The organism is Parasphingorhabdus sp., from assembly GCF_048267785.1.
Taxonomy (GTDB): domain Bacteria; phylum Pseudomonadota; class Alphaproteobacteria; order Sphingomonadales; family Sphingomonadaceae; genus Parasphingorhabdus.
The window spans coordinates 20,330-46,878 of sequence record NZ_JBLWWU010000014.1 but is presented as its reverse complement, the minus strand read 5'-3'; the positions used below and the strand labels follow the sequence as shown (position 1 = coordinate 46,878).

The following is a 26,549-nucleotide window of genomic DNA, read 5'->3' as shown; positions in this document are numbered from 1 at the left end:
AAATATTCGTTCTACGACAGCTGAAAAGCCTGCTCGACCGCTTCCTTTTCGTTATCACAATGATGAGATTTAAGCTTGCCATTGGCCCAGGACCAAACAGTATAACCGTGCTTTGATTTTTTCTGTACACTTCCGTTAGTTATTGCAACTTCACCTTCCGAGATAAGACGCAAGACTAGACCTTTCCCTTTCTTCGTGCCTTCAATATCAAAGAGCTTTGAAGCCGTCGCTTCTACTAAGAGGTGGTCACCTTTGGTATCGATGGCAACTACTGCCTTATCAACCCACACCAAAAAGTCCGGCCAGTACGCCTTGCCCTCACTTAGTAGCGGCAAAGAATATCCGCTACCCACTGGATTTCGAACCCACAACCGCTGCGTTTTATCCAGCGCTCTTGCGAACTTGATTTCGAGACCATTCAGTCCAGAATAGCAGCTGTGGAGCGACTTCTTGAACTCTTCATAGCCATTTACGTCAATGGCGACCGGACCGACCGCGTACGGACTGTCTATATCGTTTTGAAAAACCACAGAATGCTCGACATAAGCTTGAACAGTTTCACGGGCCTTCTGCCGAAAATGATCAGCGGCAGGGCTTCCAAGCTCAACAAGGACATCGAATTTTCGGTCTTCTATGTCGACTAGATTGATCGGACCACCTGCTCTCCGCAACCCCCCCGGATAGCTTCGCTGGATCTCTCTCCGAAAGACTGAACGGGCGGAGACGCGGTTGCTGTGCTCAACTTCTACCCACTCAAACTGCGAGTCAGATTCTTCACCTATTGACTGCAAAACTTGCATTCGGCTGCCTTGGCCTACTACGTTGGTAGTATCGCCGTGGAAGTCTATGATATTTTGAACAATGCGCGATATTGGCTTTAGTGCCCTACTGCTCTCGATACCCACAGTCGGCACTGTGCGAAGCGGGTTAGGGTCGATCCTGTCGTGTTTGCCTCGGGTTTTTTCGTCCTTGACCACTAAAGCAATAGAAGGATGCTCGGAGGCGAGGTCTTTCCGAATTTCGTTTAAGATGTCATCGAAAACACCTTTGTCATCTGTCCTAATATGAAAGTGCGCGGTATTCAGGACTGGATCGGAGTAGTGCTCAGCGCCGGGTTGTCTAAGGACACGTCCAACAACCTGCGTTATCTGCCTCGCAGATGCCATCTCTTTGTCAATATAGGCAAAGCCACAGCAAGGATCGTCCCAGCCTTCTTGCAAACCTAAGTTGAATATAATGTGTTTAAAATCTCCAGCAATGAATCGAGCATAGTCTCGCTCACCCCCATCAAAGAGATGCAACTCTCTCGGTTTAGGCGAATCTTTTGTGAACTTTAGCTGGCAATAAACTGCGATTTCGTCAGGTGATATTTTCGCGGTTTCGACAAGGTGACGCCAAATTAGGATTGGGCGAGCTTGGCGTTCATCGAACGCACGCTTTAGATCTTCGGTGATCGACATGCCATCGACGGTGTTTGTTGAGCAAACGTAAATCGCTTTCGGGCGAAAGGGTAGCTTCATAGCTACCGCTGCCCGACCTGCAATCTCCATGTCGCTAAGCAAATTATCAATCGCTGGCTCCATCGGCGTGATGTATCCGTCAATCGAGATCCGTTCTTTTACCAAGCCAGACAGAACCACTTCACGACTTGATACAGCGGTTGAAAAGTTGCTGTCTTCCCACCCTTTATCGTTACGTAGACGGTTCATGACATTCGTAATTCTTGGCGGAAGTGTCATAGTGGCGCTGGCTACGATTAAAGCATCTGGAGCTAGCTCAAGAAGCCGTTCCGATTGGAGATCGGATAGGTTGTGGCCCTCATCATAAACAACGACGAGCGGCCTGCGCTGCCCCAATTCGGTCCTGCGCTTCTTCAGCTGATCCCAGAGGGATTCCTGTGCCAAATCAAGTTGCGCCCTATAAACCTTTCGATCATCGGCAGCGGCATCTTCGACCGCAAATTTCCCAACCGTGGCGACAAGCAGAACCGGAGTATCCGCATTTTCTAAATGATCAGAAGTAACTTCCAAGAGTGGCAAAACGCTAAATCCAGCAAGATTTTCAGCATATTTGCCCACAGACAGATTCTCGAAAGTCTGAGAGACAACCACTTTACCTTTAGATATCCATAGCACGACCGGAGCGAGGGGCATTCCGTCACGAATTCGCGAAATTGTATCGGCCAGCATCAACGTTTTACCACTGCCGGTAATTGCGACGAGCGTCTGCAAAAATGGGACCGGCGTATTACGGTCAACCATCAATGGGTTCTCAATGTAGGTGAAAAACCGATCCGCAATCTGATTCGCTGCTTCCTGTTGAAATCCTAATAATTCCATCAGGCTAACTCTTCTTCGTTGTTATACTCATCATGCTCAGTGAGGCCGAGATCGGATAGAATTTTATCGGGAATTTTCCAAAACCGGACGTTAGGCGACTGATACATTTCGTAGCGAGCATAAGCATGGAACGGCGGCTCAATTCCCGCACGCTTGGCTTCTTGTGCAACTCGTTTATAAGTTTCAAGATTTAACGACCCAACTGGACCTCCATTGTCCCAAATTAAGAAATATCCCTCGTTGTTGTCATCTTTGCCAATAAGATATTTGTCACCTTCACTTTCGATGAGCTGCAAACTAGGTGCCGAGCGTCTATGCGTTTCCCAATGCGATGTGAGCACGACATCGATTAGTTCATCGCGCTGCATGTTCAAGACAGTCCGAGCGTCGATCGTCTTCATTAAGAGGCGGTATTCAAAACCACCTCCAAGCGCATCAGCCTTTCGACCGCCAGGTCTTTCTCCCGTGATTGCGTTAGAAAGCCTCTGCCAAGTTAATGTGCGAGCGTATTTATCACCATTTTCAGGTGCTCCTTGCTCAATCAAAATGAAGCGACGATCCGCGCCGGTTTCATAGTTCAATTTTAGAACGGCGTGCCCTGTCGTTCCCGAGCCAGCGTAAGGATCGAGGACCAAACCATTTCGTGGGCACCATATCTGGATAATCTTGGTTATGAGCTTCAGTGGTTTTACCGTCTGGAATCCGTGCCCTTTGCCGATAATGGTATCCAGCTCATTGATACCAGACTGTGAATGTCCAGATTGAGCGTGCTCCCATGAGACAGATCCTATTGAAACCGGCTCCTCATAAGTTTCGTCAGCCCAAAAAGTCCAAGGAATGCGCCCCTGAGAAATCCCTTCCAAATGACGCTTTATCGCTGGCCTGCCGGCACCTGGTCGCCTCTGTTTGTCATCTGAGAAAACGATTTTCGGCAGGACACGCTTCTTCCTGTTGCCGTCCTCGAGGATTTTTAGTGCTTTAACTTTTGCTTCTTGGACGACAAGATCGTCGCTGGGATCATAACCTGCGAGAGCCACGGCACTACCCTTAAGAATGAGCGCCTTACCTCGTCCGTCTCCAATTTCTTGCTCGATGTACTTACTACCCCATTCTTCGAGCAATTCACGAAACTCTTTTTTGGAAAGCCCAGACCAATGACGAGTTGGAACGCTGACTTCCCCGTCAAATTCGAACTCTGCTTCTGGATAGTGTAGTTTTCCCGTGAACGGTGACTGGATAGCATAGATGGTCCTATCGCGCTTGTCCTTCGCGGCCAAATCACCGGACCTCCAAGCGCCAGCTGGATCGCCATCCCTGTTGGTAAAGCGCGAATTCATTTTTTCGTCCCGCTCAAGGTGTTCGGTGTTGGCTAGTCCTTGATCTTTGGCATAAACCAACACGTACTCAGTAGCGCTCGCGACATGGTTGGCTTTCTTTGGAGAATACGTCTTTTGCCAATTTAATATCGCAAGTCGATTCTTCTCACCAAAAACCTCGTCAAGCATCATACCGAGATGGAAAAGTTCGTTATCATCGATGCATATTGCCAAAACACCTGATGGCTTAAGCATCGCCTTCATTATTTGAAGACGCGGCATCATTGTCTTGATCCACTTCGTGTGACGTGATCCATCCTCGTTTGATACCACTGTACCGAGCTCCGGATCATTCGGGTCGTTGTCCCACCGATCATTATATCGGAAATATTGCCCAGTATTGTAGGGCGGGTCGGCGACGATCAAATCAACTTGACCACGGTATTTATATAGCGTCACCATTGCTTGAAGATTCTCACCTTCAATTAACATATTTTTAGACTGACTCTCTGGTGGACCCATATGAAGACGCGGTTCGCGGCGTGTCTGGCGAGGACGCACTCGTTTGGCAATTTGCATTGCCGAGCGCTTTCCGTGAAAATTCAGAGCGACCCCGCTCGTCATCATACTTTTAGCAAGCCGTTCTAGATCATCCCGGGAGAGCTTCGAAAGCTCAGCGTCAACGTCAAATTCCATGATTTCGCCTATCTTACCCGAAAGGGTGTTTGCCAACTGTTCCCTATAGCCAGAGACCGCCGGTCGCAAGATGAGACTAAACGAGCATGCCACACTACCTGGTTGAGACAACCTTTTCCGGCGAGGATGGAAGTGGATTGAACGGCGGAAACTACGAACAAAACCACCGTCGTAAATCTTATTTACATCGAAAACCGTCGCTCCACTTTCCGTCGCAGAGACCATGGGTTATTTCGACCTTATTTATATAGTGATTACAGTCTCTTGAGTGCCATATATCGAGTATAACTGGCCGCAGGTGCGCCGAATGCCGCACTAGTTCTCTATAGTATAAGTCATTGTTATATAGAAGAAAACTGTCTGGAGGCCCGAGCCGGAATCGAACCGGCGTACACGGATTTGCAATCCGCTGCGTCACCACTCCGCCATCGGGCCGGAGAGAGGGCGCGAATTGCTTCGCTTTGCCGCGAAAGTCAACCCAAAGTTGCGTCCATAATTTCTGGGACGATATCTGACACGGCAAATTGCGCAAAATTGCCGGATTGTCGCGCAAAAGACGCAGTCGATATAGATTCGCCGAATTCTATCTTGGCGCAAGTGCCAAGCCCCGCTAGAAGCAACGGAATCTCGCCCATAGTGTATTGCGTTAATAATACAGGCATGGCATGAACGAATAAATTTTCATTGGAAGGATCGACTCTTGGGTCAGGAAAACTTCAAACAGATGCGCAAAGCCATGGTGGTCAGCCAGTTGCGTACAACTGACGTCAGCGACCCGCGCGTCATCGCGGCAATGAGCCATGTCGCCCGGGAGGATTTTGTACCTGCCGCGCAACGACATTTTGCTTATGCCGACCGCGGTGTGCAAATTGGCGAAGGCCGGACCCTGAGTCCCCCGCTTGCCACCGGACGATTGCTGGATGTCGCCAATATAACCACTGCCGACAAAGTCTTGCTGATTGGTGCAGCGTCAGGCTACACGGCCGCGGTTCTGGCCCAGCTAGCCGGGTCTGTCGTGGCGGTTGAACAAAATGCCAAACTGGCGGCCGCGGCAAAGAAAAACCTGACAGATTTTGACAATGTGACGATCGAATGCGGGAATCACGCGGAAGGATGGGCACCATCGGCACCCTATTCCGTGATTCTTCTGGATGGACTGGCAGAGCAGATTCCTCAGGCATTGATCGATCAACTCACACCTGATGGGCGCATTGTCGCTGCTATCATGCGTGATGGCGTATCCCGGCTTGCGCTGGGCCGCACCGCCGCTGGTCATGTCGGCTATCAATATTTTGCTGATTGCGGGGGCTGCGCCCTGCCCGGCTTTGAGGAAGCAAAAAGCTTCAAATTTTAGGGCGTTCGGGAGAGCATCAAAATGATTAAGCGCCGCCTTTTTCTTGGAACAGCTATTCTGGCGGTCCTGTCTACACCAGTGCACGCCGACACCCTGCGCGATGCGCTGGAAGCTGCTTATCAAACCAATCCTACTCTTTCCGGCGCACGTGCAGCACAGCGCGCGACAGACGAGTCCGTAGCCATTGCCAAAGCCGATGGCCGGCCAAGCGCGACCAGTGACTTTGGCTTTCAGGAAAATTTCCTGCGCAGCGCCAATAGTTTCACCGCGCCACTGCGCCAATCCACCGCGGGCGGGTCCATTGACGTACCAATCTATTCCGGCGGTGCCGTCAAAAATGCAGTCCGCGCTGCCCAAACCAGAGTGGCAGCCGGTCAACTCGACCTCCGTGCGACCGAAGCAAGCGTCTTCAGCAATGTCGTTGCCACCTATATGGACGTCATCCGTGATTCGGCGATCGTCAAACTGAACCGTGCCAATGTCGGCGTTCTGTCCGTCAACCTGGAAGCAACCAGTGACCGGTTTGAAATCGGAGATTTGACCCGGACGGATGTCGCGCAATCAGAGGCCCGGCTGGAAGTCGCGAAAGGCGACCTGGAAACCGCGCGTGCCAATCTGATTCGCAGCAAGGAAAATTATATCGCGCTAGTCGGCCGCGAGCCCGGCGATTTGGAGCCACCTCCACCTTTGCCAAACCTGCCTGCGACGGCCGACCAAGCCGTGGATTTGGCCTTGTCCAACAACCCTGACTTGCTTGCCGCCAAAGATCGCAGCGACGCCGCAGAATTTGACATTAAGACGGCCCGCGCCAGCAACAAACCCAAGGTTTCCACTTATGCACAAGGGCGTTATTTAAATTTTCACGGTACGCTCGGTGGAAATATTCCCGGCACAACTTTTATTCAGGAACAGTCTACTGCCGAAGTCGGCATCCGGGCAACCATGCCGATTTATCAAGGTGGTCGACCAGCCGCGCAAATTCGTCAGGCACAGGCGCGTTCCGGCCAAGCCTACGAGCAGCTGATTGCGACCGAGCGTGATGTGATCGCGCAGACCCGTGCGGCCTATTCCAGCTGGCGCGCATCGGAGCGGGTTATCCAGTCTTCGGAGCGGGCGGTAGCCGCTGCTAGCTTGTCGCTCGAGGGTGTGCGCGCAGAAAACTCTGTCGGCAACCGGACCATTTTGGATATTTTGAACGCCGAACAGGAATTGCTGAACGCGCAAGTGCAATTGGTAACAGCGCGGCGCAATAGCTATGTTGCGGGCTTTTCCCTGCTTGCTGCGATGGGCCGGGCCGAAGCGCGCGATCTGGGTCTGGAAGGCGGCCCGCTCTATGATCCAGAGGTTAATTTTGACCGGGTCAAAGGCATGTTCTATGACTATCAGAGCGACCCCAATCCGGAACCGCAGGCAACCAGAACCGTTGACACCCAAGCGCAAAAAGCGGAGATAGAGCCATTGCCTGAGATATCGACAGATCAATAGAATGCATAGCGTAGATTGGTTTCGGCAACAGAGTATAAGTTTGGGGATTTCGCAAATGGCTGAGCAGAATAGGGAATCATCGATGGAGGAGATCCTCTCGTCGATCAAACGTATCATCGCCGACGACAAGGTGATCGATGAGGATCGCCCCCAACAACGGCAAAAGACTGCGCTAAAGCCGGCCCTTCAGGCCGTTCCCGATCTAAATCCGACAGACCAAGATGAAGAAGTGCTGGAACTGACCAACGAATTGCAGGATCGTCAGAATCCTTCCGCGCAAGGCGTGTTTGGAGATCGGCGCAAGGAAGATCGTCTGATTGACGACAACAAGCTTGATAGCATGCGCCAATCGCTTTCAGCACTGGTCGAGAAAGAAGCGATCGATCGTAGCGCACGGCCTCAACAATCTAGCGGTACGTCGCTGGAAGACCTGACCCGCGAATTGATGCGGCCGATCATAAAGAAATGGCTGGACGAAAACCTCCCCAATCTTGTCGAAGAACTGGTAGCGCGAGAAATTCAGCGGTTGAGCGACAAATAGGTCTGCGTCCCTAATCCCAATTGCCTTGTCAGACAGCCGTGCTAAACTCATGGCCATGACAAAATTTTTCAAAACATTCACCACAACGCTGTTTCTGACCGGCGCAATTGTACCCACTCTTGTTTCAGCCAGACCGATGACAGCGGAGGATCTCGCCACGCTGAAACGGATGGGAGCTGTAACCGTTTCACCCGACGAGAAATGGGCCGTCTATGACGTGACAGAAACACAGCCCGAGACCTATCAGCGGTCAAATGCGCTATATCTCATTGATATTGATACGACCGATGCAGCACCCATCCGGATTCTCGACGTGGATGGAAAAAGCGAACATAGTCCGGCTTTCGCGCCTGATGGCAGCCTCTATTATCTCAGCGATGCCAGTGGTTCGGAACAGCTCTGGCATGCAGACATCGTTGCAGGAGGAAAGGTTGGTAAGCCTGTACAGGCGAGTGACCTAAAAGCCGATATTGCTGGTTTCAAACTGTCTCAAAGCGGTAAGCAAATCGCGATCTGGGGTGACATTGCCAGAGACTGTCTTACTTTCGGTTGTGACAAAAGCGGCAACCGGGCCGAACCCGGCCCTGGAACCGGACGCGAATATGACGAACTTTTCGTCCGCCACTGGTCGAGTTGGGAAACCCCAGGCAACTACAGCCGGGTCTTTGCTTTTAGCCTGAAAGATGGGAAAGTCACGGGCGATGGCGCCGCGCTGGACGGCGATCTCATCGGCGACAGTCCTTCCAAGCCCTTCGGCGGCGGTGAAGAAATTACTTGGGTACCAAGAGAAGAAGGCGTCTTTTTCACGCTCAGGATTGCCGACCGGAACGAACCCAAATCCACCAATCTCGATATTTACGGCGCCAAGGCCGATGGCAAGGAAACCGTCAATTTTACCGGTGCAAACAAAGCGACCGACACGCTTCCGGCCTTTTCGTCGGATGGAAAATGGCTGGCTTGGGCAGCAATGGAACGACCGGGCTACGAAGCTGATCGTCTTGTCGTAAAACTGCGTAAACAGGGCAGCAATGAAGATGAAGCCATCGCTCTGACCAAGGACTGGGACCGCTCGGTCGGCTCTATCGTGTGGACTCCAGACGATAAATATCTCATCGTAACTGCACAGGAGGTGCTCGACCATCCAGCCTTTGCGGTAGAAGTCGAGACGGGCAAAGTCACGCGATTGACCGCTAGCGGCAATGTCGGCACTACCATTCCGTTGCAGGATGGCTCGCTGGTTTACACAATGAACAGCCTGCAAGCCCCTACCGATCTGTATCGCCGTTCAGCGGACGGGACGGTCAGACAGCTGACCAATATCAACGGCGGAGAGCTGACGCAGATTGATCCCGTCGATATCCAGCGCTTTAATTTTGCCGGTGCAAATGGCGAGCGGGTTTGGGGTCAGATTATCAAACCACGGGGTACGACCGGGAAGCTGCCGATGGCATTTCTGGTGCATGGCGGCCCCCAGAGCAGTTTCGGCAACAGCTGGTCCACTCGCTGGAACCCAAAAGTGATGGCGGCCCAAGGCTATGCTGCGGTGACCATCGATTTCCATGGCTCTGCTGGCTACGGACAGGAATTTACCGACAGCATCAATCAGGATTGGGGTGGCAAGCCGCTTGAGGATCTCAAGCTCGGCTATGCTGCTGCGCTGAAGATCGATCCGCAAATCGACGGCGAGCGGTCCTGCGCTCTGGGCGGCTCTTACGGCGGCTATATGATGAACTGGATCGCCGGCAACTGGCCCGACCGGTTCGACTGCCTGATTAATCACGCCGGTGTATTTGATCTGCGCGCTATGGCGCTGAGCACGGAAGAACTATGGTTCGACCAGTGGGATCATGGCGGCACATGGTGGACACGACCCAACCCGGAAAAATGGAATCCCGTCAACAAGATCACCCACTGGAAAACGCCGACGCTGTTCATCCACGGGGAAAAGGATTTCCGGATTCCTTATACCCAGAGCATCATGCCCTTTACCGTATCACAGGAAATGGAAATTCCATCCAAATTGCTGATCTTTCCCGATGAAAACCATTGGGTCCTCAAGGGCAAGAATAGCGTGCAATGGTACCGGACGGTGTTCGACTGGATGGACAAATGGACTGCAATCGATGGTCAGGAAGGCAAGGACCAATGAGCTTCTTCCCGACCGAAGATCGCGATGACACGATCATTGTCACACTGACCAATGGCGAACGCAACACGCTCCATCCCGCGCTGCTAGAAGACGGGATCACCGCCTTTCGGGCACTGGCCGAAAGCCCCCCGAAAAATGGCATTGTTTTGACCGGTGCTGGCGAACATTTTACCTGTGGCATGGATACAAAGGTTGCGGCTTCGCTGGACAAGGCGGGTCAGATACAGGCCGCTGCGGCAATCGACAAATTTACGGCGGCACTGCATCGCCTGCCCTGCGCGGTTGTGGTTGCGCTAAACGGCAATACGATTGGTGCTGGCGGGATCATGGCTCTCGCGGCCGACTGGATTGTCGCAGCGCAAGGCGATTACAAGATCGGTTTGCCGGAAGCCAAGGCTGGCCTGCCCTTCCCCCCGGTGCCGCAAGCGATACTGGATCACTGGCTGGACCCTGTCTGGCGGCGGCGTCTGTCTCTGTCGTCGCATTTGCTGACGCCGGTTGAGGCTTTGAGCGCCGGACTGGCCGACGAGCTGGCGGCCCCGGATCAGTTGCTTGATCAGGCCGTGCTTTGCGTAAAGGAGCTCTCGGCACAACCGGGTTTCAATGCCTGCAAACGGCAATTACGGGCGAAAGCCAACGCCGAAATTGATGCCATTTTGAAGGGATGATAGTAAGCTCCGGCGATCAATAGTTGATACGGAGATTCGGGAAACAGTCATAACGCTTCGCTACAGAGAGCCCCGCATCAAATGCGGAACACAAGACTGCTTGAACCTAAGGCAATCCAATGCCAAAGGCTCCCCATGACCTTAGATAAAAATTTTGACCCCGCCGCCATTGAAGCACGCTGGTATGAGCATTGGGAAAGCCAAGGCCTTTTCCGTCCTGAACGCGACGATCGCGAACCGTTCACCATCGTCAACCCGCCACCCAATGTCACCGGCAGCCTGCATATCGGTCACGCGCTCGATAACACGTTGCAAGACATCATCATCCGTCACGAACGTTTGAAGGGCAAGGATGCGCTATGGGTTGTCGGTATGGACCACGCCGGAATCGCGACCCAGATGGTGGTTGAGCGCCAACTGAACGAGCGTCAGCAAAAGCGTACCGATTTTACGCGCGAGGAATTTGTCAAAAAAGTCTGGGAGTGGAAAGAGGAAAGCGGCGGCGCGATCACCAAGCAGCTGCGCCGGCTGGGCTGTTCGATGGACTGGTCCAACGAACGCTTCACCATGGACGAGGGCATGAACGAAGCCGTGCTGAAGGTCTTTGTCGATCTCTATAATGAAGGTCTGATCTACCGCGACAAACGGCTGGTCAACTGGGATCCGGCGCTAAAAACCGCGATTAGCGATCTGGAAGTCGAGACGGTCGATACCAAAGGCAGTTTCTGGCATTTCAAATATCCGCTCGCCGACGGCGTGACGCTGGATAATGGACAAGACTATATCGAGGTAGCAACCACCCGCCCGGAAACGATGCTGGCCGATATGGCGGTTGCGGTACATCCCGGCGACGAGCGCTATAAAAGCGTTGTCGGCAAGGAAGTGATCCTGCCAATTACCGGACGGCACGTCCCAATCGTTGCCGACGAACATGCCGATCCCGAACTTGGGTCCGGCGCGGTGAAAATCACACCGGGTCATGACTTCAACGATTTCGAGGTCGGCAAGCGCGCGGGCTTTGCCGCAAGCGAGATGCTCAATATGCTCGATGGCGAGGCTAATGTCTGCCAGACCGCCGACGGGCTGGTACCGGATGAATATATCGGCCTGCACCGGTTCCGGAAAGAGGGCGTCGACGGCGCCCGCGAACTAGTCGTGCAGCAGCTGAAGAAACAGGGCTTCCTGATCCCACATGTTTCGAAAAGCAAGGACGGCGAAGAAGTCAAACATGACGCCGAACCGCGGACCATCGCGACGCCTTTCGGTGACCGCGGCGGCGTGGTGATCGAGCCATGGCTGACCGACCAATGGTATGTCGATGCGGAAACGCTCGCGCAGCCCGCGATCAAAGCAGTGCGCGACGGTGATATCGAGATTGTTCCGAAAAGCTGGGAAAAGACCTATTTCAACTGGATGGAAAATATCCAGCCTTGGTGCGTGTCACGCCAGCTCTGGTGGGGGCATCGTATACCGGCGTGGTTTGATGAAAATGGCAAGATCTATGTGGCCATGGATGACGCAGAAGCGCAGGCTCAAGCAGGCGAAGGCGTCAGCCTGACACGCGACCCCGACGTTCTTGACACATGGTTCTCGTCCGCCCTCTGGCCTTTCGGCACATTGGGCTGGCCGGAAGAAACCAGAGATCTGGAACGCCACTACCCCAATGATCTGCTGATCTCCGGCTTCGATATCCTGTTCTTCTGGGACGCGCGGATGGCGATGCAGGGACTCCACTTCATGAAGGAAGTTCCGTGGAAACGGCTCTATCTTCATGGGCTGGTCCGCGCAGAAGATGGGTCAAAAATGTCAAAGTCGAAGGGCAATGTTGTCGATCCGCTTGGCCTGATCGATCAATATGGCGCTGATGCGCTGCGCTTTTTCATGGCGGCGATGGAAAGTCAGGGCCGCGACATCAAGATGGATGACAATCGTGTCGAGGGCTATCGCAACTTCGCCACCAAACTGTGGAATGCCTCTCGCTTCTGCGAATTCAACGGCATCGGTGCGAGCAAGACGCTCGCCGCGCCCGAAGCTACCCTGCCCGTCAACCGCTGGATCATTTCGGAAGTGATCGAGACCCAGCAGGCGCTCGACAAGACGCTAAGCGATCTGCGTTTCGATGCGGCAGCAAACACCATTTATCATTTCACCTGGGACCGGTTTTGCGACTGGTATCTCGAACTGATCAAACCGGTTCTTCAGGGTGAAGATTCTGGCGCAGCCGATGAAACCCGTACCGTTGCCGGCTGGGTGCTCGATCAGATCATCGTCATGCTCCACCCGTTCATGCCGTTCATCACGGAAGAACTGTGGCACAGCATGGCCGCAGAAACCGGCGGTCGGGATTATGATCTTATCGTTGCCAAATGGCCGCAACCCAAGGCCGAGGTGGATGTCCAGGCCAAAGCGGAAGTCGACTGGCTGATCAAACTCATCTCCGAAGTGCGTTCGGCAAAAGTGGAATTGAACATCGCGCCGGGTACCAAGATGACAGCCCATGTCGAGGACGCAAGCGCCGATCTTCAACAACAGATCGCTCGCCAGAGTGCAGCACTCGACCGCGTCGGACGCTTGGAAACCGTCTCGTTTGATCCGGCACCGGAAGGCGCTTCGGCACAAATTGTCGTTGATGGAGCAACTTATGTGCTGCCGCTCGCTGGTGCTATCGATGTTGATGCTGAAAAGGCACGCCTCACCAAGGCGCTGGAAGCCTCGCAAAAGGAAGCCAAATCACTATCCGGTCGCCTCGGCAACCCGAATTTCGTCGAGAAAGCCAAATCCGAAGCGGTCGAAAAAGCCCGAGCCGATCTGGCCGAAAAAGAGGCAGAAACGGTGCGGCTGCAGGAAGCTATCGATCGGCTTGGCTGATCTCGCTCCTGCGCCGGAAGAAAAACTTTGCCAAGATGCTTCAAGGCGCAAACATCTGAAATAGGGTCCCCGCTTTGGCGGGGCACTAAATTTCGGTTTCTCGCTCAGCGATCCTCGCCGCGCCGCATTTTTTCGGCACCGGCGCGCATTTTCTCGGCCCCTTCGCGCATTTTTTCCGCACCGCGCCGCATTTCGGGAGCTTTTGCCAGCAGATGCTCGGCAGTGACTTTCATCTCTCTACCCTTGTTCTGCCGCACCGCCTCGCGTTCGCGAAAAGCATCATCGCCTTCCAGCCGGTCGGCATAAGCCTCCATCTCGTCAGCAGCGCGCAGCATTTCCTCCGCGCCATACTCCATATCAACGGCAGCTTCGGCCAGCCCGGCCTTTACTTGGGTCTTGATATCCCGGGCCAGCGCTTCGCCCCATTCTTCATTGTGTGGATGTTCTGCATTTCGCGCATGGCTTCCCATTACCGGCATTATCGACGCGGCCGCAAGACCCAGCCCCGCAAGCAAAAGGGAATAGCGTTTATCAACCATTGGATTCTCCGCGTCAGTCCACCACACCCGATGCATGGCCTAATGACTACAGACGTAATCGAATATCAGAAAATTGCTATCGACTATCGATTAACAGCAAATGAGTATGGACAAACGATCGCAGCGATATCTATCGGCCCTGCGCTCTCCAGCGTTTGATAACGCGCTGGATGATTTCTTCTTCGCCACCATGTTCGCGCCACAGATCGGAGAATATCGGATCTTCCGATGCCGGACGCCGTTCCTCGACCAACGTGTCGAGCGAAACACGGATCGGGATTGCAACACCTTCACCACAACAGATAACTTCGCGATTGCGCAAAGCAGGAATCGAATCAAGAAAGCCGCGTGCGCCTTCCGGCATCGCAGCCTTTACAAAGGCCTGATCTCGGTCGTTGTTGAGACGCATCGAAAGGATTGTACCACATTGTGAAAGCACGCCTTCGGCAAGGTCGGATGGCCGCTGGGTAATCAACCCCAGGGACACACCATATTTCCGGCCTTCTTTGGCGATCCGACTGAGAATATCGCGGACGCTGCTTTCTTCGGCGACATCATCGTTCGGAATATAACGGTGCGCTTCCTCGCAAACCAGGAGCATCGGGCGCTGGGGCTCGTTGCGGGCCCAAATGGCATAATCAAACACCAGACGACTGAGTACAGAAACCACCGTAGGCGTGATCTCTGACGGCATTGCCGATACATCGATAATTGAAATAGGCTTCCCTTCTGAGGGCAGCCTGAAAATCTTTGCCAGAAATGCCGCCATTGTATCACCGACGAGCATCCCGGAAAACATGAAACTGTATCGCGGGTCGGCCTTGATCTCGTCAATCTTGGTTTTGAGCCGCTGATAGGGGGCACTATTGGTCGCCTTGTCGAGCTTGCCCATTTCATTTTGCAATATGGCGGTAAGATCAGACAACAGATAAGGAACCGGAGAATCCACTGTCAGTTTCGCGACATGCGCAGACGCCTGGCTTTTTGCTTTTGCGGCGAGCAGGCATTTCGCAAGAATGTCACAGTCCATCTGCTTCGCATCACCTTTGGACTGAACAAACACTTCGCAATGTTCGCGAAAATTCATCAACCAATATGGCAAGTTCAGATTGTTCACATCGAACAGTTTGCCATTGTCCTTGAATGCTGCAGAATATTCACCATGCGGATCGATCATGATGATGTGACCTTCAGGAGCAAGATCACAGATTTTGTGCAGAATGAGGGCCGCCGAAGTCGACTTACCGGTACCGGTTGATCCCAGCAGCGCGAAATGCTTCCCAAGCATAGCGTCTACATATAGCGCACCGCGAATGTCATCGGTGGGGTAGACCGTGCCGATTTCAACATTGGCGCGGCCATCCGAAGCATAGACTTGCTTAAGGTCGGCCGTAGTCACTGCATATACAAGCGACGCTGGCGTTGGATAACGCGTGACGCCGCGGCGGAAATTGTAAATGTGGCCGGTGAGCTGCTCTTCGTCGCCCTCTCCCAGAAAATCAATCTCAGCAATAACCAATCCCGCCTGCCCCTCATAGAGTCTCTGGGTCCGGATATTGGCCAGCAACCAGGTCTGGCCAACACGGATTTTAATCTGGCTACCGACTTGCCCAGCCATTTTTACTGTCGGATCAGGATGATCCAGCAACTTGTTCAGGACAGTGCTGTCCATGACAATTTTGGAACCCGACCCCGCGATCTCGATAACTTCGCCAATTTTATGGCCTTCACTTCGCTTTGGCGCGGAGCCTTGGCTACTGCCACCTCGTAACCCACTTTGAGAAACCGGCGTTGTGCTATCGGCGGAAAAATTATGTAATCCCATGTCGGACATTCGTGCTTTTCCTGTTTTACTGGTCAGGGCACAAAACTAGTGGGTCATGGTTAAAGAAGGTTTACCGGGCTTGCAGAAAGATAATGCGAGACGTTTAAGAGCAAACACGCCTCACATCTTGCGAAACAGGTAACCGGCCGACCAGCCCAGAAAAACCGAAATGAGCACTGCAATCAAGCCATAGAGAAAACCATTTTTTTGGGACAAATTGGTTATAAATCGCCCCATCCCAATTTTTTCAATCGTAACTTCTTTCACTTCTGCCGCCTCAACCCGTCCGTCGAGAATAAGGAAAGTCTCTGCCGTATAGTCACCCACCGGCACGCTGGCCGGGAGATTGATCCGCGCCTGATACAGCACGCTGTTGGTGATCTTGACGCTATTGGGTAAATTTTTAAAAAGTTCCCCCCGGGATTTCAGATCCACCAGCCCGTTAACAAAACGGTCCAGTTCACGACTGTCAATCGCACCCGCGGGAGAAAGCTGGAGATGGTGAAGCCCCAATTCATAGATGTCTGCTGTTTTTCCATCCACTATCTCGTCAATCGGCTTGGTAGAAGCAACTGCATAAAAGCCGGGAGCGGAACGGAATTCGCTGCTCGCGGCATTGATCCAGATACCGGCAATTTGCTGCTTTTCGCGAACAATTATTGATTCGACCGGCCCCTTGAGAACAACCACGATATCAGCCTGGTCTTTATTGCGGGTACCAGGCGGGTAGGTGATCGCTCCAAACAACAGCAATTGTGCGCCGTTAAAATCACCCCTGATACTGATTCGATCCTGCGATACTTCGGGAACCAGAACCGGGGTAGCCGCGACCGTCATGATAGCGATGCCAAACACTGCGAGCAAACGAGCCAGAAGAATACACCGCCACATCACAACAGTTGCACCGTGTAAATTTCATCCGGTTGAAATCCCAAACCCAATGCCATGCGGATCGCAACAAGCAGCACCATCGCTGCCAGGCTCAACCGCAGATATTCCGGACGCATCCGTTGGGCAAATTTTGCTCCCAGCTGTGCACCGGTCACGCTGCCAAGCAACAGCAGCGATGCCAAAACAATATCTACCGCGCGTGTGGTCATGCTATGCATCATCGTCGATGCTATGGTAACGAACAGGATTTGAAACAGTGAGGTTCCGACCACTACCTGCGCGCCCATACCGAGCAGATACAACATCGCCGGCACCATGATAAAACCGCCGCCAACACCCAGTAACATGGTCAATATCCCAGTAAGAAGGCCAAGTATGAACGGGGCGATGGGCGAGATATAGAGACCGGAACGGTAAAAGCGCCATCGGAACGGAAGGTTCGCAACCAACGGATGGTGCCGCCTCTTGCGCGCAGGCATCGGCTTGCCGGCACGCATCGCTCGCACACTCAGCAAGGATTCTTTGAACATCAACCCGCCAATACTCGACAGCATCAAAACGTACAGTACGTTGATGACGGTATCGATCTGACCCCAGCGTTGCAAAATCTGAAAAAGCCCAGTGCCGATCAACGTCCCCAACATTCCGCCGGCTACCAATATTGCACCCATCCGGAAATCTACTCCCTTTCGGCGCATATGGGCCGCTACTCCCGAGATACTGGCTCCCGTGACCTGGGTGGATGCCGACGCTGCGGCGACCGTCGGCGGTATGCCGTAGAAAATAAGCAGCGGGGTAGTCAGAAAACCACCACCGACGCCGAACATGCCAGACAAAATCCCCACTAACCCGCCAAGAAGGACGATGACAAATGCATTGACTGAAAGATTGGCGATGGGGAGATATATGTCCATATTCTCATTGGACTAATCTCTTTTTGTTTCGGGATAAAGGGCGTTGCGGTCTTGAATGATAGAATTCAATTCAATTGCCATGCAGGCGCAAAAATTTGTCGGCTTAAAAGCCTGTTGAAACGGTTATCGCCAGACCGCTTTCCGGCCGGGCATGGCCCGCTACACGAACCCGCCAGTCGACCGCCAAGCGCGCGGATGTGGTACCGAGAGGGACACTGAGATCGACCCGCGGTCCGACATCAAGCCTGCTGATCTGCCGCTGACCACCGGCCCATAGCCCTGTCCCAATGAACAGTTTTTTTCGATCCGTTTCTGCAATCGGGCGCAGCAAAGTCGCCGACCCGTCAAAAAAATGGGTTTCATTTTCACCTAGTACATATCCTGCTTGTCCATATGTCTCGAGTAGAATTTTTTCGATGACCGGATCCGGCCCCGTACCGCCAGCGACATAAAAGGCCGTCCCACGGTCACCGCCATTGTCCGCGGCCAGCCTTTGCTCCCCGTAGATGGAGAAAGGCAAACTATGCATTGGATGTATCGTCAGTCCGATTGCGACTTCTTCTTGTGACAGTGGAGCCAGCGCCGAACTCAATCGTCCGTAGACCGCTAATTGGGGGTCCGGCTTGATCAATATTGGATAGGACAGAATAGCACCGATCTGGCTGCCGCCATATTGACCATTTGATATGATCGCACCATCTTCTCTCTTCGCCCTCTTTATGCTTTGGGAAGCTTGTCTGGCAAAGACCCAAGAATAGCCACGTAACCCTTTCCTACGTTGCTTTGCAGCAGAATACCGCATTGGTCTGTTCTGCTCAATTCGCGGTTCGATATGCAAATCCTGCTTGGATGATGCGCCGGGTGAAAGCCTATAACTGGCAAACTCCGGCTGGATCATCGTCAGCAAATAATCACGCTGATGGACACCCCGTTCCTTAGAAAGCGGCCTTTTGGATGTACGGGTCGGAGAGGGCACGGATTTCACGCCCTGTTCGTGGGCCACAGCATCCGGGGTAGTGAACGGTGGCGAGAATTGAAATTTGATTGAATGTTGCGTTGCCACATTGTGAATTGGTTGGGCTCCACGATTTGCTGTCTTTTCCATTGTCAGCTTTGTCGGCTCTACAAGAATATTTGCTGGAACATTCCAGGAGATGACACGCACAAACATCCATATGACCAACAGACTTCCCCAAGCACGGATAGGAGCGCCAGCCACCTTGTCAGACACAGCATCAGGTCCTTTCACCAACCGAATAATTTTCTCGCAGTTGTTCAATTTGCTCGATTTCGGGATAGAAGTGGCGGGTTTTCTCCCAATTCACAGGACGACCGGCCAGTTGGTGAACATAGTGGCCAATGGCACGCCAAGCAGCCAGAATATTAATGAGATTGGCTATGATCGTCCTCGGGATCGACAAGAGCGCTTCGCGAAAACCATAAAGGGAAAAAACAAAATAGCATTTCAAAAGCAATCGCCAGATCAGAAATCCCGCATTGACGATAAGCAGCATTTTCAGAAATTTGGACACTGGTTGCAGCTTGTAGATGCCCAACAGTTCAGCGATCAGCAGGATACCCGTCAAAACTACAGCGATATAGGCGATCGCCAGAACGACGGCTGCAAAACAGGCTTTGCGATCACGCAATCGCATCCAATTCTCTCGCCAGCTGTTATTCCATCCCAGTCGATCCCACCCCGACAAGGCGATACCTGCTATCCAACGGCTTTTCTGACGAATGGCTTCTTCAAGTTTTTCCGGGAAAAATTCCTGCGTTGCGACCAACTGACCGTGCCGATCTCGCAGTCGTGCAAAAATGCCGCGAGCCCCTCCTCCTGTCAAATTGAGGCCCAGTTCATAGTCTTCCGTCATACTGTCTGCATCGAACGGCTTCCCATTCGTCCGGACAGACAGTTTTAACAAGGCATCACGGGCGAAAGCACAACCGACACCAGCAGACGGAATTGAGGCTCCGAGCGCCTCACGCATTACCATTTGCTTGCCATGCAATTCAGCAAATTCATCCCCGTAATGACCTGCGACCCAACGAGAACGCGTCGCGCGGCGGGGAATGACAGGCAGTTGGACGAGCGTCGCCCTTCCGATCAGATATTCAAGAAGCCGAAGTTCCTGAGGGTGAACAATATCTTCGGCATCGTGTAGCACAACCGCCTTGAAATTCATCCTTTCCTCTATTTCGTCCTGACACAAGGCATCCCATAGATGATTGAGACAATCCGCCTTGGTAGTTGGTCCATTTTTTCTACAGATGACAATCCGGACGTTGTCCCTACCGGATGACGCTGTCGCAACCGCAGCGATGGTTTTAGGATCATTGGGATAACAACCGACGTAAATGCGATAATTGCTTGATGTCCATTGTTGCAAACATCTCGCCAGCATTGCACCAATGACCGTCGCCTCTTTCCAGGCCGGTACAAATATCGCCATCCGGCATCCGGGCATGGGTTCGCCCAATGTTTCGACGGTTGCCCGATTATAGCGGGAATAAACGAACAGCTTGCGCTGCAAGCTGTAAAAAATCCACAAACCGTCGAAAACCAGATCGTCAGATGAGCCCACCAGAAAGCACAGGCTCGCAAAAAGGAGCATTTCCTTTTGGAGAATGTCGAGAAATAATAGAATATGATCGCTCACCATGATTATGCTCCGTCAGTTTGCAGAACTGCTGTCGCTGCAGAAAGTGAATACAATGGGTAGAAATACGTGACCGGAGCGATGTGCGAGGCTAAACGGGATCTATTTCGCAATCCCGCAGCACGGGCGTGTTTTCTGAGGACCCGATCGCCAGTGCCAACAGCATCGGATAGGCCCAGAACACCGCACCGGTTGCAAAAGCCCAAGAGCTTATCTGCGGCGCCACCATCATCGCTGTATGAACCGTCACTGCAAGCAGGTGAAATGCAGTTGCCCAGATCGGCCAAAAACGATCAGATTTCAGAGCCAGATAAATCAACGCAAAAAGTGCGATGATATCAGTTGCAAATATACCTATTTCCACACTCGTCCAAGCGGTGCCAAACAGCCTGCTTATGATCAACGTAAAAACCGACCCGGCGATCATGATAGCAGCACCGAAATATTCAGAACGGGAACCGCGACAAACAGCATATCCGCAGCAGCCCACGAGAAATATATAATAAATGTAGGCCCAGATTGTATTGAAGATCACAGCGCCAAAGCCATGGTCATGCGGGTGTCCGTTACATTTTGAGCAGATGCAGTCACAAAAAATTAGGCAGCATGGTCTGTCAGAGTGACTATTTTTTCATCTTTTCTGTTTTGTAGCATCGGCGGTTTCATGTCTCCGCTGCCCATGGCCATGGCTTGCAATCCGATTTGATCTCGCGTTTCCGCCAGTCGGTTGTGCGTCGCAACCAGTTGCCCTCGCGCATTAACCAATGCGGACAGGGTATCGACCGCTTGCGATATCGCATCTTGGCCGACCACAGCCGACAAATTGGCATTCACCCTCGCAACCGGCATATATCCCGCTAAATCCGCCATTTTGCGAATTGCCTCGTCAACAGCCTGTTCCGTAGCAAACAATCTTTCCGTCAAATTTTCGGCAGCATTACGTCGTTGTTTCAGCATGATTTTTCCTTTTCGCGAGAATTGAAATCCCACGCGTTCGAAAGTTACAAAACCAAGGAATGAATGCGCAGACTTGATGGGGCTTTGATCACCCCTTGAGCCGAGAAAGCGCTTCCAATCCCGCTATAAGCCCACCGAAAGACAAAGCGGACACGATAGCGATAGCCAAAATCCAACCCAGTCGTTCGACCGTACCGAGATTGTTCCTCTCGCCACGATGTCGCGGAATGGGAAGCTGCGGGTGCCTGATTTCCGATTTTTCAGAAGCCACGACAGCAACATTGCCATCTACTTTTGCTACTTTTGAAATATCAGTTACCGAGCCTGTTTCGTCGCTTACGGTCCTTCCGGTTGACGAGTCCAGTTTTCCATTTTTGCTCTCTGACTCAACATCCAACATTTGATATATCAATGGTTGATATTGGACTTTATTATCAAGGCCCGCAAATTTTCGTGCCGCTTCGAAACGCGACTGCACGTTCAATATTCGCATGGAGGTGCGCAACCGTTGGTCGACAGTATGTGGAGATACTCCCAGTTGTCGCGCAATTTCCTTGGAATTATGATGTGCCAGCACAAGCCGCAAACAGTCCCGCTGCCCGTCGCTCAATCTATCAACATTAGACATGGTCATCTTGCGAAGAATCCACCGAATCGCCTGTATCTGAATTGAAGGAGTCGGTATTTCGTTGCGGGTTTGGAAAAAATAACCCGATAAATTGCGGGAATTGCGCTTGCTGCACCAAATCTGCCCCCTGATTGCGATAATTTGACTGGCCGATACTATCAGTTACAATAACAGAATTCCGCCATTTCGTGAAATTTATTCACAATGCGTAATGATTGCTCCCCGAACACCGGTCCAGATCCTAATCGCTCCAATGTCCGCTGGACTTGTCATCGCGTTCAGGCCATCACCCAAAAAAAGTGGAGAGAGCATGAGCGCAACACAGGCAGGGCCGCTGACGAATACCGGGCTGGCATATCGATCCGATGGATATCGGAACTATGTAATAATCTCTTTGATGCTTCTCTACACCTTGAACTTCATCGATCGCATATTGATCGGCGTCGTTGCCCAGCCGATCATCGAAGAATTCAAGCTGCAGGACTGGCAATTTGGCTTGCTGTCCGGCTTCGGCTTTGCCCTCATGTATACGGTCATGGGCATCCCGATTGCCCGGCTTGCCGAGCGCATGAACCGGGTCAGGATCATTGCTGCCAGTGTCATCCTGTGGTCGCTCATGACTGCATTATGCGGGATAGCCGGCAGTTTTGTCGCGTTGCTGGTTTTCCGCATCGGTGTCGGTATCGGTGAAGCTGGCCTGACGCCTGCAGCCAATTCGATCATCTCCGACTATTTTCCGCCGCGCAGTCGTGCTCGGGCAATCGCGATTTACACCATGGGTATTACTCTGGGCGGCGTTTTGGCCAATGCATTTGGCGGGCCGATCACCGAATTATTTTCCTGGCGCGAGGCGTTTCTGGCGCTAGGTATACCGGGTGTTGTTTTCGGTGTCATTTTTCTCTTCACCGTCGAGGAGCCACCGCGCGGCTACGCTGACCCGCCGACCGCAACCAAACCCAGGAAAATGGGCATAGCGGAGACGGTCAAAGAATTGTCGGCCAAGCGCAGCTTCTGGATCAACATGATAGCCGCCGCTCTGGTCGCCTTTGTCGGCTATGGCGTCAGCAATTTTCAGGTAGCCTTTTTCCAGCGCGTGCACGAAATGTCCATTTCGGAAGTGACGCTGCAGATTGCCGTACCTCTGGGGTTAGCTGCCTCTGCCGGAGCTTTTCTCACCGGATATCTGACCGAGAAAATGAGCGGCCGTTATCCCAACGTGGTCGCGTGGCTGCCGGGTGTCATGCTGATCATTTGTGTGCCGCTCTATTGGATTGGCTTCTCCACCGGTAGCGTGCCCTTCGCCCTGACAGCCCTGCTCGTCGCCGCCGTCCTTCACTATGGTTATCTCGGCGCCCAATATACTATCTGCCAAGGTGTTGCGAGCCCGCAGTCACGGGCAACCGCCGTTGCCTTGTTCCTGTTCATCGTCAACCTCGTCGGCTACGGCTGCGGCCCTCTGGTCATGGGGATTGCGAGTGACATGCTGATGAGCGCCAATCTTGCCAGCTCACAGTTTGCTGCAGAACTGACCAGCCAGATTTGCAAAGGCAGGCCGGAAGACCTGATAGCCACCCTCGGCGCAGCCAAGGCCGGAGCCTGCCTGACCGCAAGCGCGGAAGGACTGCGCTGGTCGATGATCTATATCGTCGGCATATTCTTTGTCGCGGGTGGCCTGTATATATTTGCCTGCAAGACGCTGCAAAAAGACCTTGTGGCGAAGATGAGCTGAAGCAATATGGCCCGTCCTGAACCGTGGCAGCTACTTGCCGAAAACTATCCCGTATCGGTCGTCATGCAGACCCGGTTTCAGGATATTGATCCCAACCGACACCTCAATAATGTTGCCTTCGCCGCGATATTCGAAAGTGCACGGGTTCACCTCAACCGCGCGTTGCGCCCGTGGGCGGAACGGCCGAAGAACGAACGGAGCATGGTCGCGGCGGTGACGATCAACTACCTCGGCGAAGGGCAATATCCCGATGACGTGGAGATCAGCTCGGGCGTCAGCAGGATAGGCACATCCAGCTATGTCATTGCCCAGGCCATGTTCCAGAACGGCCAGTGCATCGCCACTTGCGAGTCCGTCATCGTCTGTCGCACCGATGGAGAGGGTAAACCTCTACGGCCAGAGGTCGTCGCGGAACTGGAGAAGATGCGAACCACGGGTTAGCTTCTTCCCGTCAGCACTGAACCTGTCAAAGTGTCTATATGGCCTTGAGAGATCCTTCGACAGGCTCAGGACGAACGTTAACCAGCATATCAATCGGCAAAATTCGCGGTACGTTTTTGCATGAACGCCATCACCGCTTCCACCTGGTTGGGGGTACGGGCGACCTTGTCCTGACCGATCGATTCCATCATCAATATCTCGTCTTCGTTCATATCGGGCAGCTTGTTGATCAGATCTTTGGCGATCTGAACCGCTTGTGGATGTTTGCTGGCGATCTCGGTCGCGATTTCCATGGCCTTGGCGTGCGGATCATCCGACAAATGGGTAACGAAGCCCAGTTCCTTGCCCTCTTCGCCGGTAAATATCCGGTTGGTATAGGTGAGTTCGCGCAGGATATCGTCGCGGACAAAGCTGCGCCAGGTGGTAAAGCTGCCCATGTCCGGGATCAGGCCCCAGCGCATTTCCATGATCGACATTTTCGCGTCCGGTGCCACCACGCGGATGTCGGCAGCGCTGGCAAATTGCAGACCACCACCGATGCACGGACCGTGGACCGCGGCGATTACCGGCGCTTTCAGTTTCCGCCAGAGCAGCACGATATGCTGATATTTATTGGCATTGCCAAAGGTGCGTTCGGTCAGGGTGTTGGCGAGTGGTGACTTGTCGCCATCCTTGCCTGGTTCCGATGCAGCAGCGGCCGATGCGGCAAAGCTACCCATGTCGAGGCCGGCGCAAAAAGCCTTGCCCTCGCCCGACAGGACGATGGCTCTTATGCCCTCCATCGCCGCCAGCTTTTCGCCAGCTTCCACGATTGCATCAATCTGCTCAGCATCGAGCGCATTCATCTTGTCCGGCCGGTTGAACCGTACATCGGCGATATGATCTTTGACGGTGATAGTGACGCGCTCTGACATGATAGGCTCCGGTTTGCTGGATTCGATAGAAATTACACCCCCTGTTTAATCGCCCAGTTAACCAGCGGCAACTGATCATTGCCAAAATACATTCTTTCGCCCTCGCCAAACGGCACGAAAATGCTGGGCGAGCCATAAGCACCCCGGGCAATAGCCTCTTCGGTATTGGCACGCAGTCGGTCCTTGATGTCCTGCTCCTGCGTGCGCGCAGCCAGAGCAGCGCCATCCAGTCCGACCTCGTCGGCAATCGCCATCAGCACCTGCGGATCATCCAGATTGCGCTGGTCACCATAATAAGCGTTGAATGCGGCGGTCGCGAACTTGTGCAGTGCCGCCTGATCATCTTCCAGCGCGCAACATAACCGCATCGCATAAACCGACTTGACCGGATGATGCTCGCTCGGAAAATTCATCGGCAGACCGGCAAGCTTCGCCCAGTCCTTGAGCACGCGAAAACTGTGCACGAATTTGCGATTGTCCGGATTTTCCCGCGCCGCGTAGACGTTCTGATTGACCGCGTTGAACACGCCGCCGACGAGGAACGGTTTCCAGATGATTACCGCCCCATTGTCTTTGATGATCGGCTGGATATTGTGGAAGGCGAGACATGTCCATGGAGAGGAGAGATCGAAGTAAAATTCTACTGTTATCGGCATGTATTAATCCTTTCTGTGCCCCGGCGAAGGCCGGGGTCCATCTCCTAAATCATCGCTAACAGGCATCCCTCATGTTCAGCGCTGCACGCAAGATCAAACTCCATGTCTGATACCGGATGCCGACGCAAATCCACGAGATGGGCACCTGCCTGCGCAGGTGCGCTATTCCTTCAACCCGAACAAGGTCTTGCGCGTCTGGGCGTCGTCCTGCGGGTTGCGATTGATCTTGTCCCGACCCACAGCCATCCCGCGCCGCAGACCTTCGCGCTGTTTGAGCGTCTCGTACCAGCGCTTCTCATGGGGGAAATCATCAAGGTTGATTTCCTGCCGCTTGTAAGTCTGCACCCAGGGGAAGCAGGACATGTCGGCAATGCTGTAATCTTCACCAGCGAGATAGTCATGGTCAGCCAGCCGCCGGTCCATCACGCCAAAGAGCCGCAGCACCTCCTTGCGATAGCGCTCGGTGGCATATTCGATCCGGTCGGGCGCGTAGAGTTTGAAATGGCCATGCTGGCCCATCATCGGACCCAGCCCGCCCATCTGCCACATCAGCCATTCCGTTGCCGCAATCTGCCCACGCAGATCATGCGGTAAAAATGCCTCTGCCTTGTCTGCGAGATAAAGCAGGATCGCTCCGGTTTCGAAAACAGATACCGGCTCTCCGCCATCCGCAGGATCATGATCAACGATCGCCGGGATCCGGTTGTTCGGGCTGATCGCGAGAAAATCCGGTTCGAACTGCTCGCCGGCTCCGATGTTCACCCACTTGATATTATAATCGAGCCCGCATTCCTCAAGCATGACCGATATTTTCCAGCCATTGGGTGTCGGAGCAAAATATAAGTCAATCATAAGCGCAAATCATCCTCGTCGAACTTTACACACTTTACAGTGTTATGTTTTGAAAATCCCGGCGGCCCGATTGCCGGCTCCGAGGGGGAAAAAAAACGAGTGTTTCGGGTCAGTGAACATCATGCTG

22 protein-coding genes and 1 tRNA gene are annotated in these 26,549 nt (G+C 53.1%); 8 read left to right on the top strand and 15 right to left on the bottom strand.

Annotated elements, in window-relative coordinates; genetic code table 11:
• Positions 1–11: 11 nt before the first annotated feature.
• The 3 genes from ACN0VD_RS12105 to ACN0VD_RS12095 all read right to left on the bottom strand — a co-directional run bounded on the left by ACN0VD_RS12105 (position 12) and on the right by ACN0VD_RS12095 (position 4,786).
• Complete coding sequence (locus tag ACN0VD_RS12105) at positions 12–2,339, bottom strand: DEAD/DEAH box helicase (RefSeq protein ID WP_417594584.1); 2,328 nt, start codon at positions 2,337–2,339, stop codon at positions 12–14.
• Positions 2,339–4,387: a site-specific DNA-methyltransferase gene (locus tag ACN0VD_RS12100; RefSeq protein ID WP_417594582.1), complete on the bottom strand. Its 2,049-nt coding sequence runs from the start codon at positions 4,385–4,387 to the stop codon at positions 2,339–2,341. Before ACN0VD_RS12100 ends, ACN0VD_RS12105 begins: the two co-directional genes overlap by 1 nt.
• Before the next feature lie 325 nt (positions 4,388–4,712).
• Positions 4,713–4,786: transfer RNA gene (locus ACN0VD_RS12095), tRNA-Cys, on the bottom strand.
• 265 nt (positions 4,787–5,051) lie between these two features.
• On the opposite strand from ACN0VD_RS12095, the gene ACN0VD_RS12090 reads away from it, so the two are divergent.
• The 6 genes from ACN0VD_RS12090 (at position 5,052) to ACN0VD_RS12065 (ending at position 13,416) form a co-directional block, all read left to right on the top strand.
• Entirely contained in the window at positions 5,052–5,705 is a 654-nt protein-coding gene (locus tag ACN0VD_RS12090; protein ID WP_417594580.1) for a protein-L-isoaspartate O-methyltransferase family protein, read from the top strand.
• Between the two features lie 21 nt (positions 5,706–5,726).
• The gene (locus tag ACN0VD_RS12085; RefSeq protein ID WP_417594578.1) at positions 5,727–7,190 is read left to right on the top strand and encodes a TolC family outer membrane protein; all 1,464 of its coding nucleotides are present in this window, start codon (positions 5,727–5,729) and stop codon (positions 7,188–7,190) included.
• A gap of 55 nt (positions 7,191–7,245) precedes the next feature.
• The gene (locus tag ACN0VD_RS12080; protein WP_417594576.1) at positions 7,246–7,731 is read left to right on the top strand and encodes a DUF2497 domain-containing protein; all 486 of its coding nucleotides are present in this window, start codon (positions 7,246–7,248) and stop codon (positions 7,729–7,731) included.
• Between the two features lie 55 nt (positions 7,732–7,786).
• Positions 7,787–9,880 (top strand): prolyl oligopeptidase family serine peptidase, encoded by a 2,094-nt coding sequence (locus tag ACN0VD_RS12075; RefSeq protein WP_417594574.1) that lies wholly within the window; start codon positions 7,787–7,789, stop codon positions 9,878–9,880.
• A complete protein-coding gene (locus tag ACN0VD_RS12070) occupies positions 9,877–10,548 on the top strand; it encodes an enoyl-CoA hydratase/isomerase family protein (protein ID WP_417594572.1) in 672 nt (223 codons plus the stop codon). Before ACN0VD_RS12075 ends, ACN0VD_RS12070 begins: the two co-directional genes overlap by 4 nt.
• A gap of 135 nt (positions 10,549–10,683) precedes the next feature.
• Entirely contained in the window at positions 10,684–13,416 is a 2,733-nt protein-coding gene (locus ACN0VD_RS12065; protein WP_417594570.1) for a valine--tRNA ligase, read from the top strand.
• A gap of 104 nt (positions 13,417–13,520) precedes the next feature.
• Here the strand turns inward: ACN0VD_RS12065 and ACN0VD_RS12060 are convergent, their stop codons facing one another.
• The 9 genes from ACN0VD_RS12060 to ACN0VD_RS12020 all read right to left on the bottom strand — a co-directional run bounded on the left by ACN0VD_RS12060 (position 13,521) and on the right by ACN0VD_RS12020 (position 21,836).
• On the bottom strand, positions 13,521–13,955 hold the full coding sequence (locus ACN0VD_RS12060) for a hypothetical protein (protein ID WP_417594568.1): 435 nt from the start codon (positions 13,953–13,955) through the stop codon (positions 13,521–13,523).
• Positions 13,956–14,085: 130 nt separating this feature from the next.
• A complete protein-coding gene (locus ACN0VD_RS12055) occupies positions 14,086–15,789 on the bottom strand; it encodes an ATP-binding protein (protein WP_417594566.1) in 1,704 nt (567 codons plus the stop codon).
• Between the two features lie 111 nt (positions 15,790–15,900).
• Positions 15,901–16,617 carry a TIGR02186 family protein gene (locus ACN0VD_RS12050; protein WP_417594564.1) on the bottom strand — a complete coding sequence of 239 codons (717 nt, stop codon included), beginning with the start codon at positions 16,615–16,617 and terminating at the stop codon, positions 15,901–15,903.
• 53 nt (positions 16,618–16,670) lie between these two features.
• The gene (locus ACN0VD_RS12045) at positions 16,671–17,585 is read right to left on the bottom strand and encodes a sulfite exporter TauE/SafE family protein (protein WP_417594562.1); all 915 of its coding nucleotides are present in this window, start codon (positions 17,583–17,585) and stop codon (positions 16,671–16,673) included.
• 103 nt (positions 17,586–17,688) lie between these two features.
• Positions 17,689–18,864, bottom strand: a complete 1,176-nt coding sequence (locus tag ACN0VD_RS12040; protein WP_417594560.1) for a hypothetical protein — start codon at positions 18,862–18,864, stop codon at positions 17,689–17,691.
• On the bottom strand, positions 18,821–20,248 hold the full coding sequence (locus tag ACN0VD_RS12035) for a glycosyl transferase family protein (protein ID WP_417594558.1): 1,428 nt from the start codon (positions 20,246–20,248) through the stop codon (positions 18,821–18,823). The genes ACN0VD_RS12040 and ACN0VD_RS12035 overlap by 44 nt, the downstream gene beginning before the upstream one ends.
• Positions 20,249–20,336: 88 nt before the next feature.
• Positions 20,337–20,780, bottom strand: a complete 444-nt coding sequence (locus ACN0VD_RS12030; protein ID WP_417594556.1) for a hypothetical protein — start codon at positions 20,778–20,780, stop codon at positions 20,337–20,339.
• A gap of 62 nt (positions 20,781–20,842) precedes the next feature.
• Positions 20,843–21,235: a hypothetical protein gene (locus ACN0VD_RS12025; RefSeq protein WP_417594554.1), complete on the bottom strand. Its 393-nt coding sequence runs from the start codon at positions 21,233–21,235 to the stop codon at positions 20,843–20,845.
• Positions 21,236–21,290: 55 nt separating this feature from the next.
• A complete protein-coding gene (locus tag ACN0VD_RS12020) occupies positions 21,291–21,836 on the bottom strand; it encodes a helix-turn-helix transcriptional regulator (protein ID WP_417594552.1) in 546 nt (181 codons plus the stop codon).
• Between the two features lie 304 nt (positions 21,837–22,140).
• Here ACN0VD_RS12020 and ACN0VD_RS12015 point away from each other — a divergent pair, with 304 nt between their 5' ends.
• Positions 22,141–23,559, top strand: coding sequence for a spinster family MFS transporter (locus ACN0VD_RS12015; RefSeq protein WP_417594550.1), 1,419 nt, complete (start codon positions 22,141–22,143; stop codon positions 23,557–23,559).
• Positions 23,560–23,565: 6 nt separating this feature from the next.
• Positions 23,566–24,000, top strand: coding sequence for an acyl-CoA thioesterase (locus tag ACN0VD_RS12010; protein WP_417594548.1), 435 nt, complete (start codon positions 23,566–23,568; stop codon positions 23,998–24,000).
• 89 nt (positions 24,001–24,089) lie between these two features.
• Here ACN0VD_RS12010 and ACN0VD_RS12005 read toward each other — a convergent pair whose 3' ends face one another.
• The 3 genes from ACN0VD_RS12005 to ACN0VD_RS11995 all read right to left on the bottom strand — a co-directional run bounded on the left by ACN0VD_RS12005 (position 24,090) and on the right by ACN0VD_RS11995 (position 26,422).
• On the bottom strand, positions 24,090–24,914 hold the full coding sequence (locus tag ACN0VD_RS12005; protein WP_417594546.1) for a crotonase/enoyl-CoA hydratase family protein: 825 nt from the start codon (positions 24,912–24,914) through the stop codon (positions 24,090–24,092).
• Positions 24,915–24,946: 32 nt separating this feature from the next.
• Positions 24,947–25,570, bottom strand: coding sequence for a 2-hydroxychromene-2-carboxylate isomerase (locus ACN0VD_RS12000; RefSeq protein WP_417594544.1), 624 nt, complete (start codon positions 25,568–25,570; stop codon positions 24,947–24,949).
• Positions 25,571–25,732: 162 nt separating this feature from the next.
• Entirely contained in the window at positions 25,733–26,422 is a 690-nt protein-coding gene (locus ACN0VD_RS11995; protein ID WP_417594542.1) for a glutathione binding-like protein, read from the bottom strand.
• Between the last annotated feature and the right edge of the window lie 127 nt (positions 26,423–26,549).

What these genes read in the sequence shown, in the direction of transcription:
- ACN0VD_RS12105 (WP_417594584.1), bottom strand. Translation starts at nt 2,339, where the DNA reads ATGGAATTATTAGGATTTCAACAGGAAGCAGCGAATCAGATTGCGGAT.
- ACN0VD_RS12085 (WP_417594578.1), top strand. Translation starts at nt 5,727, where the DNA reads ATGATTAAGCGCCGCCTTTTTCTTGGAACAGCTATTCTGGCGGTCCTG.
- ACN0VD_RS12080 (WP_417594576.1), top strand. Translation starts at nt 7,246, where the DNA reads ATGGCTGAGCAGAATAGGGAATCATCGATGGAGGAGATCCTCTCGTCG.
- ACN0VD_RS12075 (WP_417594574.1), top strand. Translation starts at nt 7,787, where the DNA reads ATGACAAAATTTTTCAAAACATTCACCACAACGCTGTTTCTGACCGGC.
- ACN0VD_RS12070 (WP_417594572.1), top strand. Translation starts at nt 9,877, where the DNA reads ATGAGCTTCTTCCCGACCGAAGATCGCGATGACACGATCATTGTCACA.
- ACN0VD_RS12065 (WP_417594570.1), top strand. Translation starts at nt 10,684, where the DNA reads ATGACCTTAGATAAAAATTTTGACCCCGCCGCCATTGAAGCACGCTGG.
- ACN0VD_RS12060 (WP_417594568.1), bottom strand. Translation starts at nt 13,955, where the DNA reads ATGGTTGATAAACGCTATTCCCTTTTGCTTGCGGGGCTGGGTCTTGCG.
- ACN0VD_RS12055 (WP_417594566.1), bottom strand. Translation starts at nt 15,789, where the DNA reads ATGTCCGACATGGGATTACATAATTTTTCCGCCGATAGCACAACGCCG.
- ACN0VD_RS12050 (WP_417594564.1), bottom strand. Translation starts at nt 16,617, where the DNA reads ATGACGGTCGCGGCTACCCCGGTTCTGGTTCCCGAAGTATCGCAGGAT.
- ACN0VD_RS12045 (WP_417594562.1), bottom strand. Translation starts at nt 17,585, where the DNA reads ATGGACATATATCTCCCCATCGCCAATCTTTCAGTCAATGCATTTGTC.
- ACN0VD_RS12035 (WP_417594558.1), bottom strand. Translation starts at nt 20,248, where the DNA reads ATGGTGAGCGATCATATTCTATTATTTCTCGACATTCTCCAAAAGGAA.
- ACN0VD_RS12020 (WP_417594552.1), bottom strand. Translation starts at nt 21,836, where the DNA reads ATGACCATGTCTAATGTTGATAGATTGAGCGACGGGCAGCGGGACTGT.
- ACN0VD_RS12015 (WP_417594550.1), top strand. Translation starts at nt 22,141, where the DNA reads ATGAGCGCAACACAGGCAGGGCCGCTGACGAATACCGGGCTGGCATAT.
- ACN0VD_RS12010 (WP_417594548.1), top strand. Translation starts at nt 23,566, where the DNA reads ATGGCCCGTCCTGAACCGTGGCAGCTACTTGCCGAAAACTATCCCGTA.
- ACN0VD_RS12005 (WP_417594546.1), bottom strand. Translation starts at nt 24,914, where the DNA reads ATGTCAGAGCGCGTCACTATCACCGTCAAAGATCATATCGCCGATGTA.
- ACN0VD_RS12000 (WP_417594544.1), bottom strand. Translation starts at nt 25,570, where the DNA reads ATGCCGATAACAGTAGAATTTTACTTCGATCTCTCCTCTCCATGGACA.
- ACN0VD_RS11995 (WP_417594542.1), bottom strand. Translation starts at nt 26,422, where the DNA reads ATGATTGACTTATATTTTGCTCCGACACCCAATGGCTGGAAAATATCG.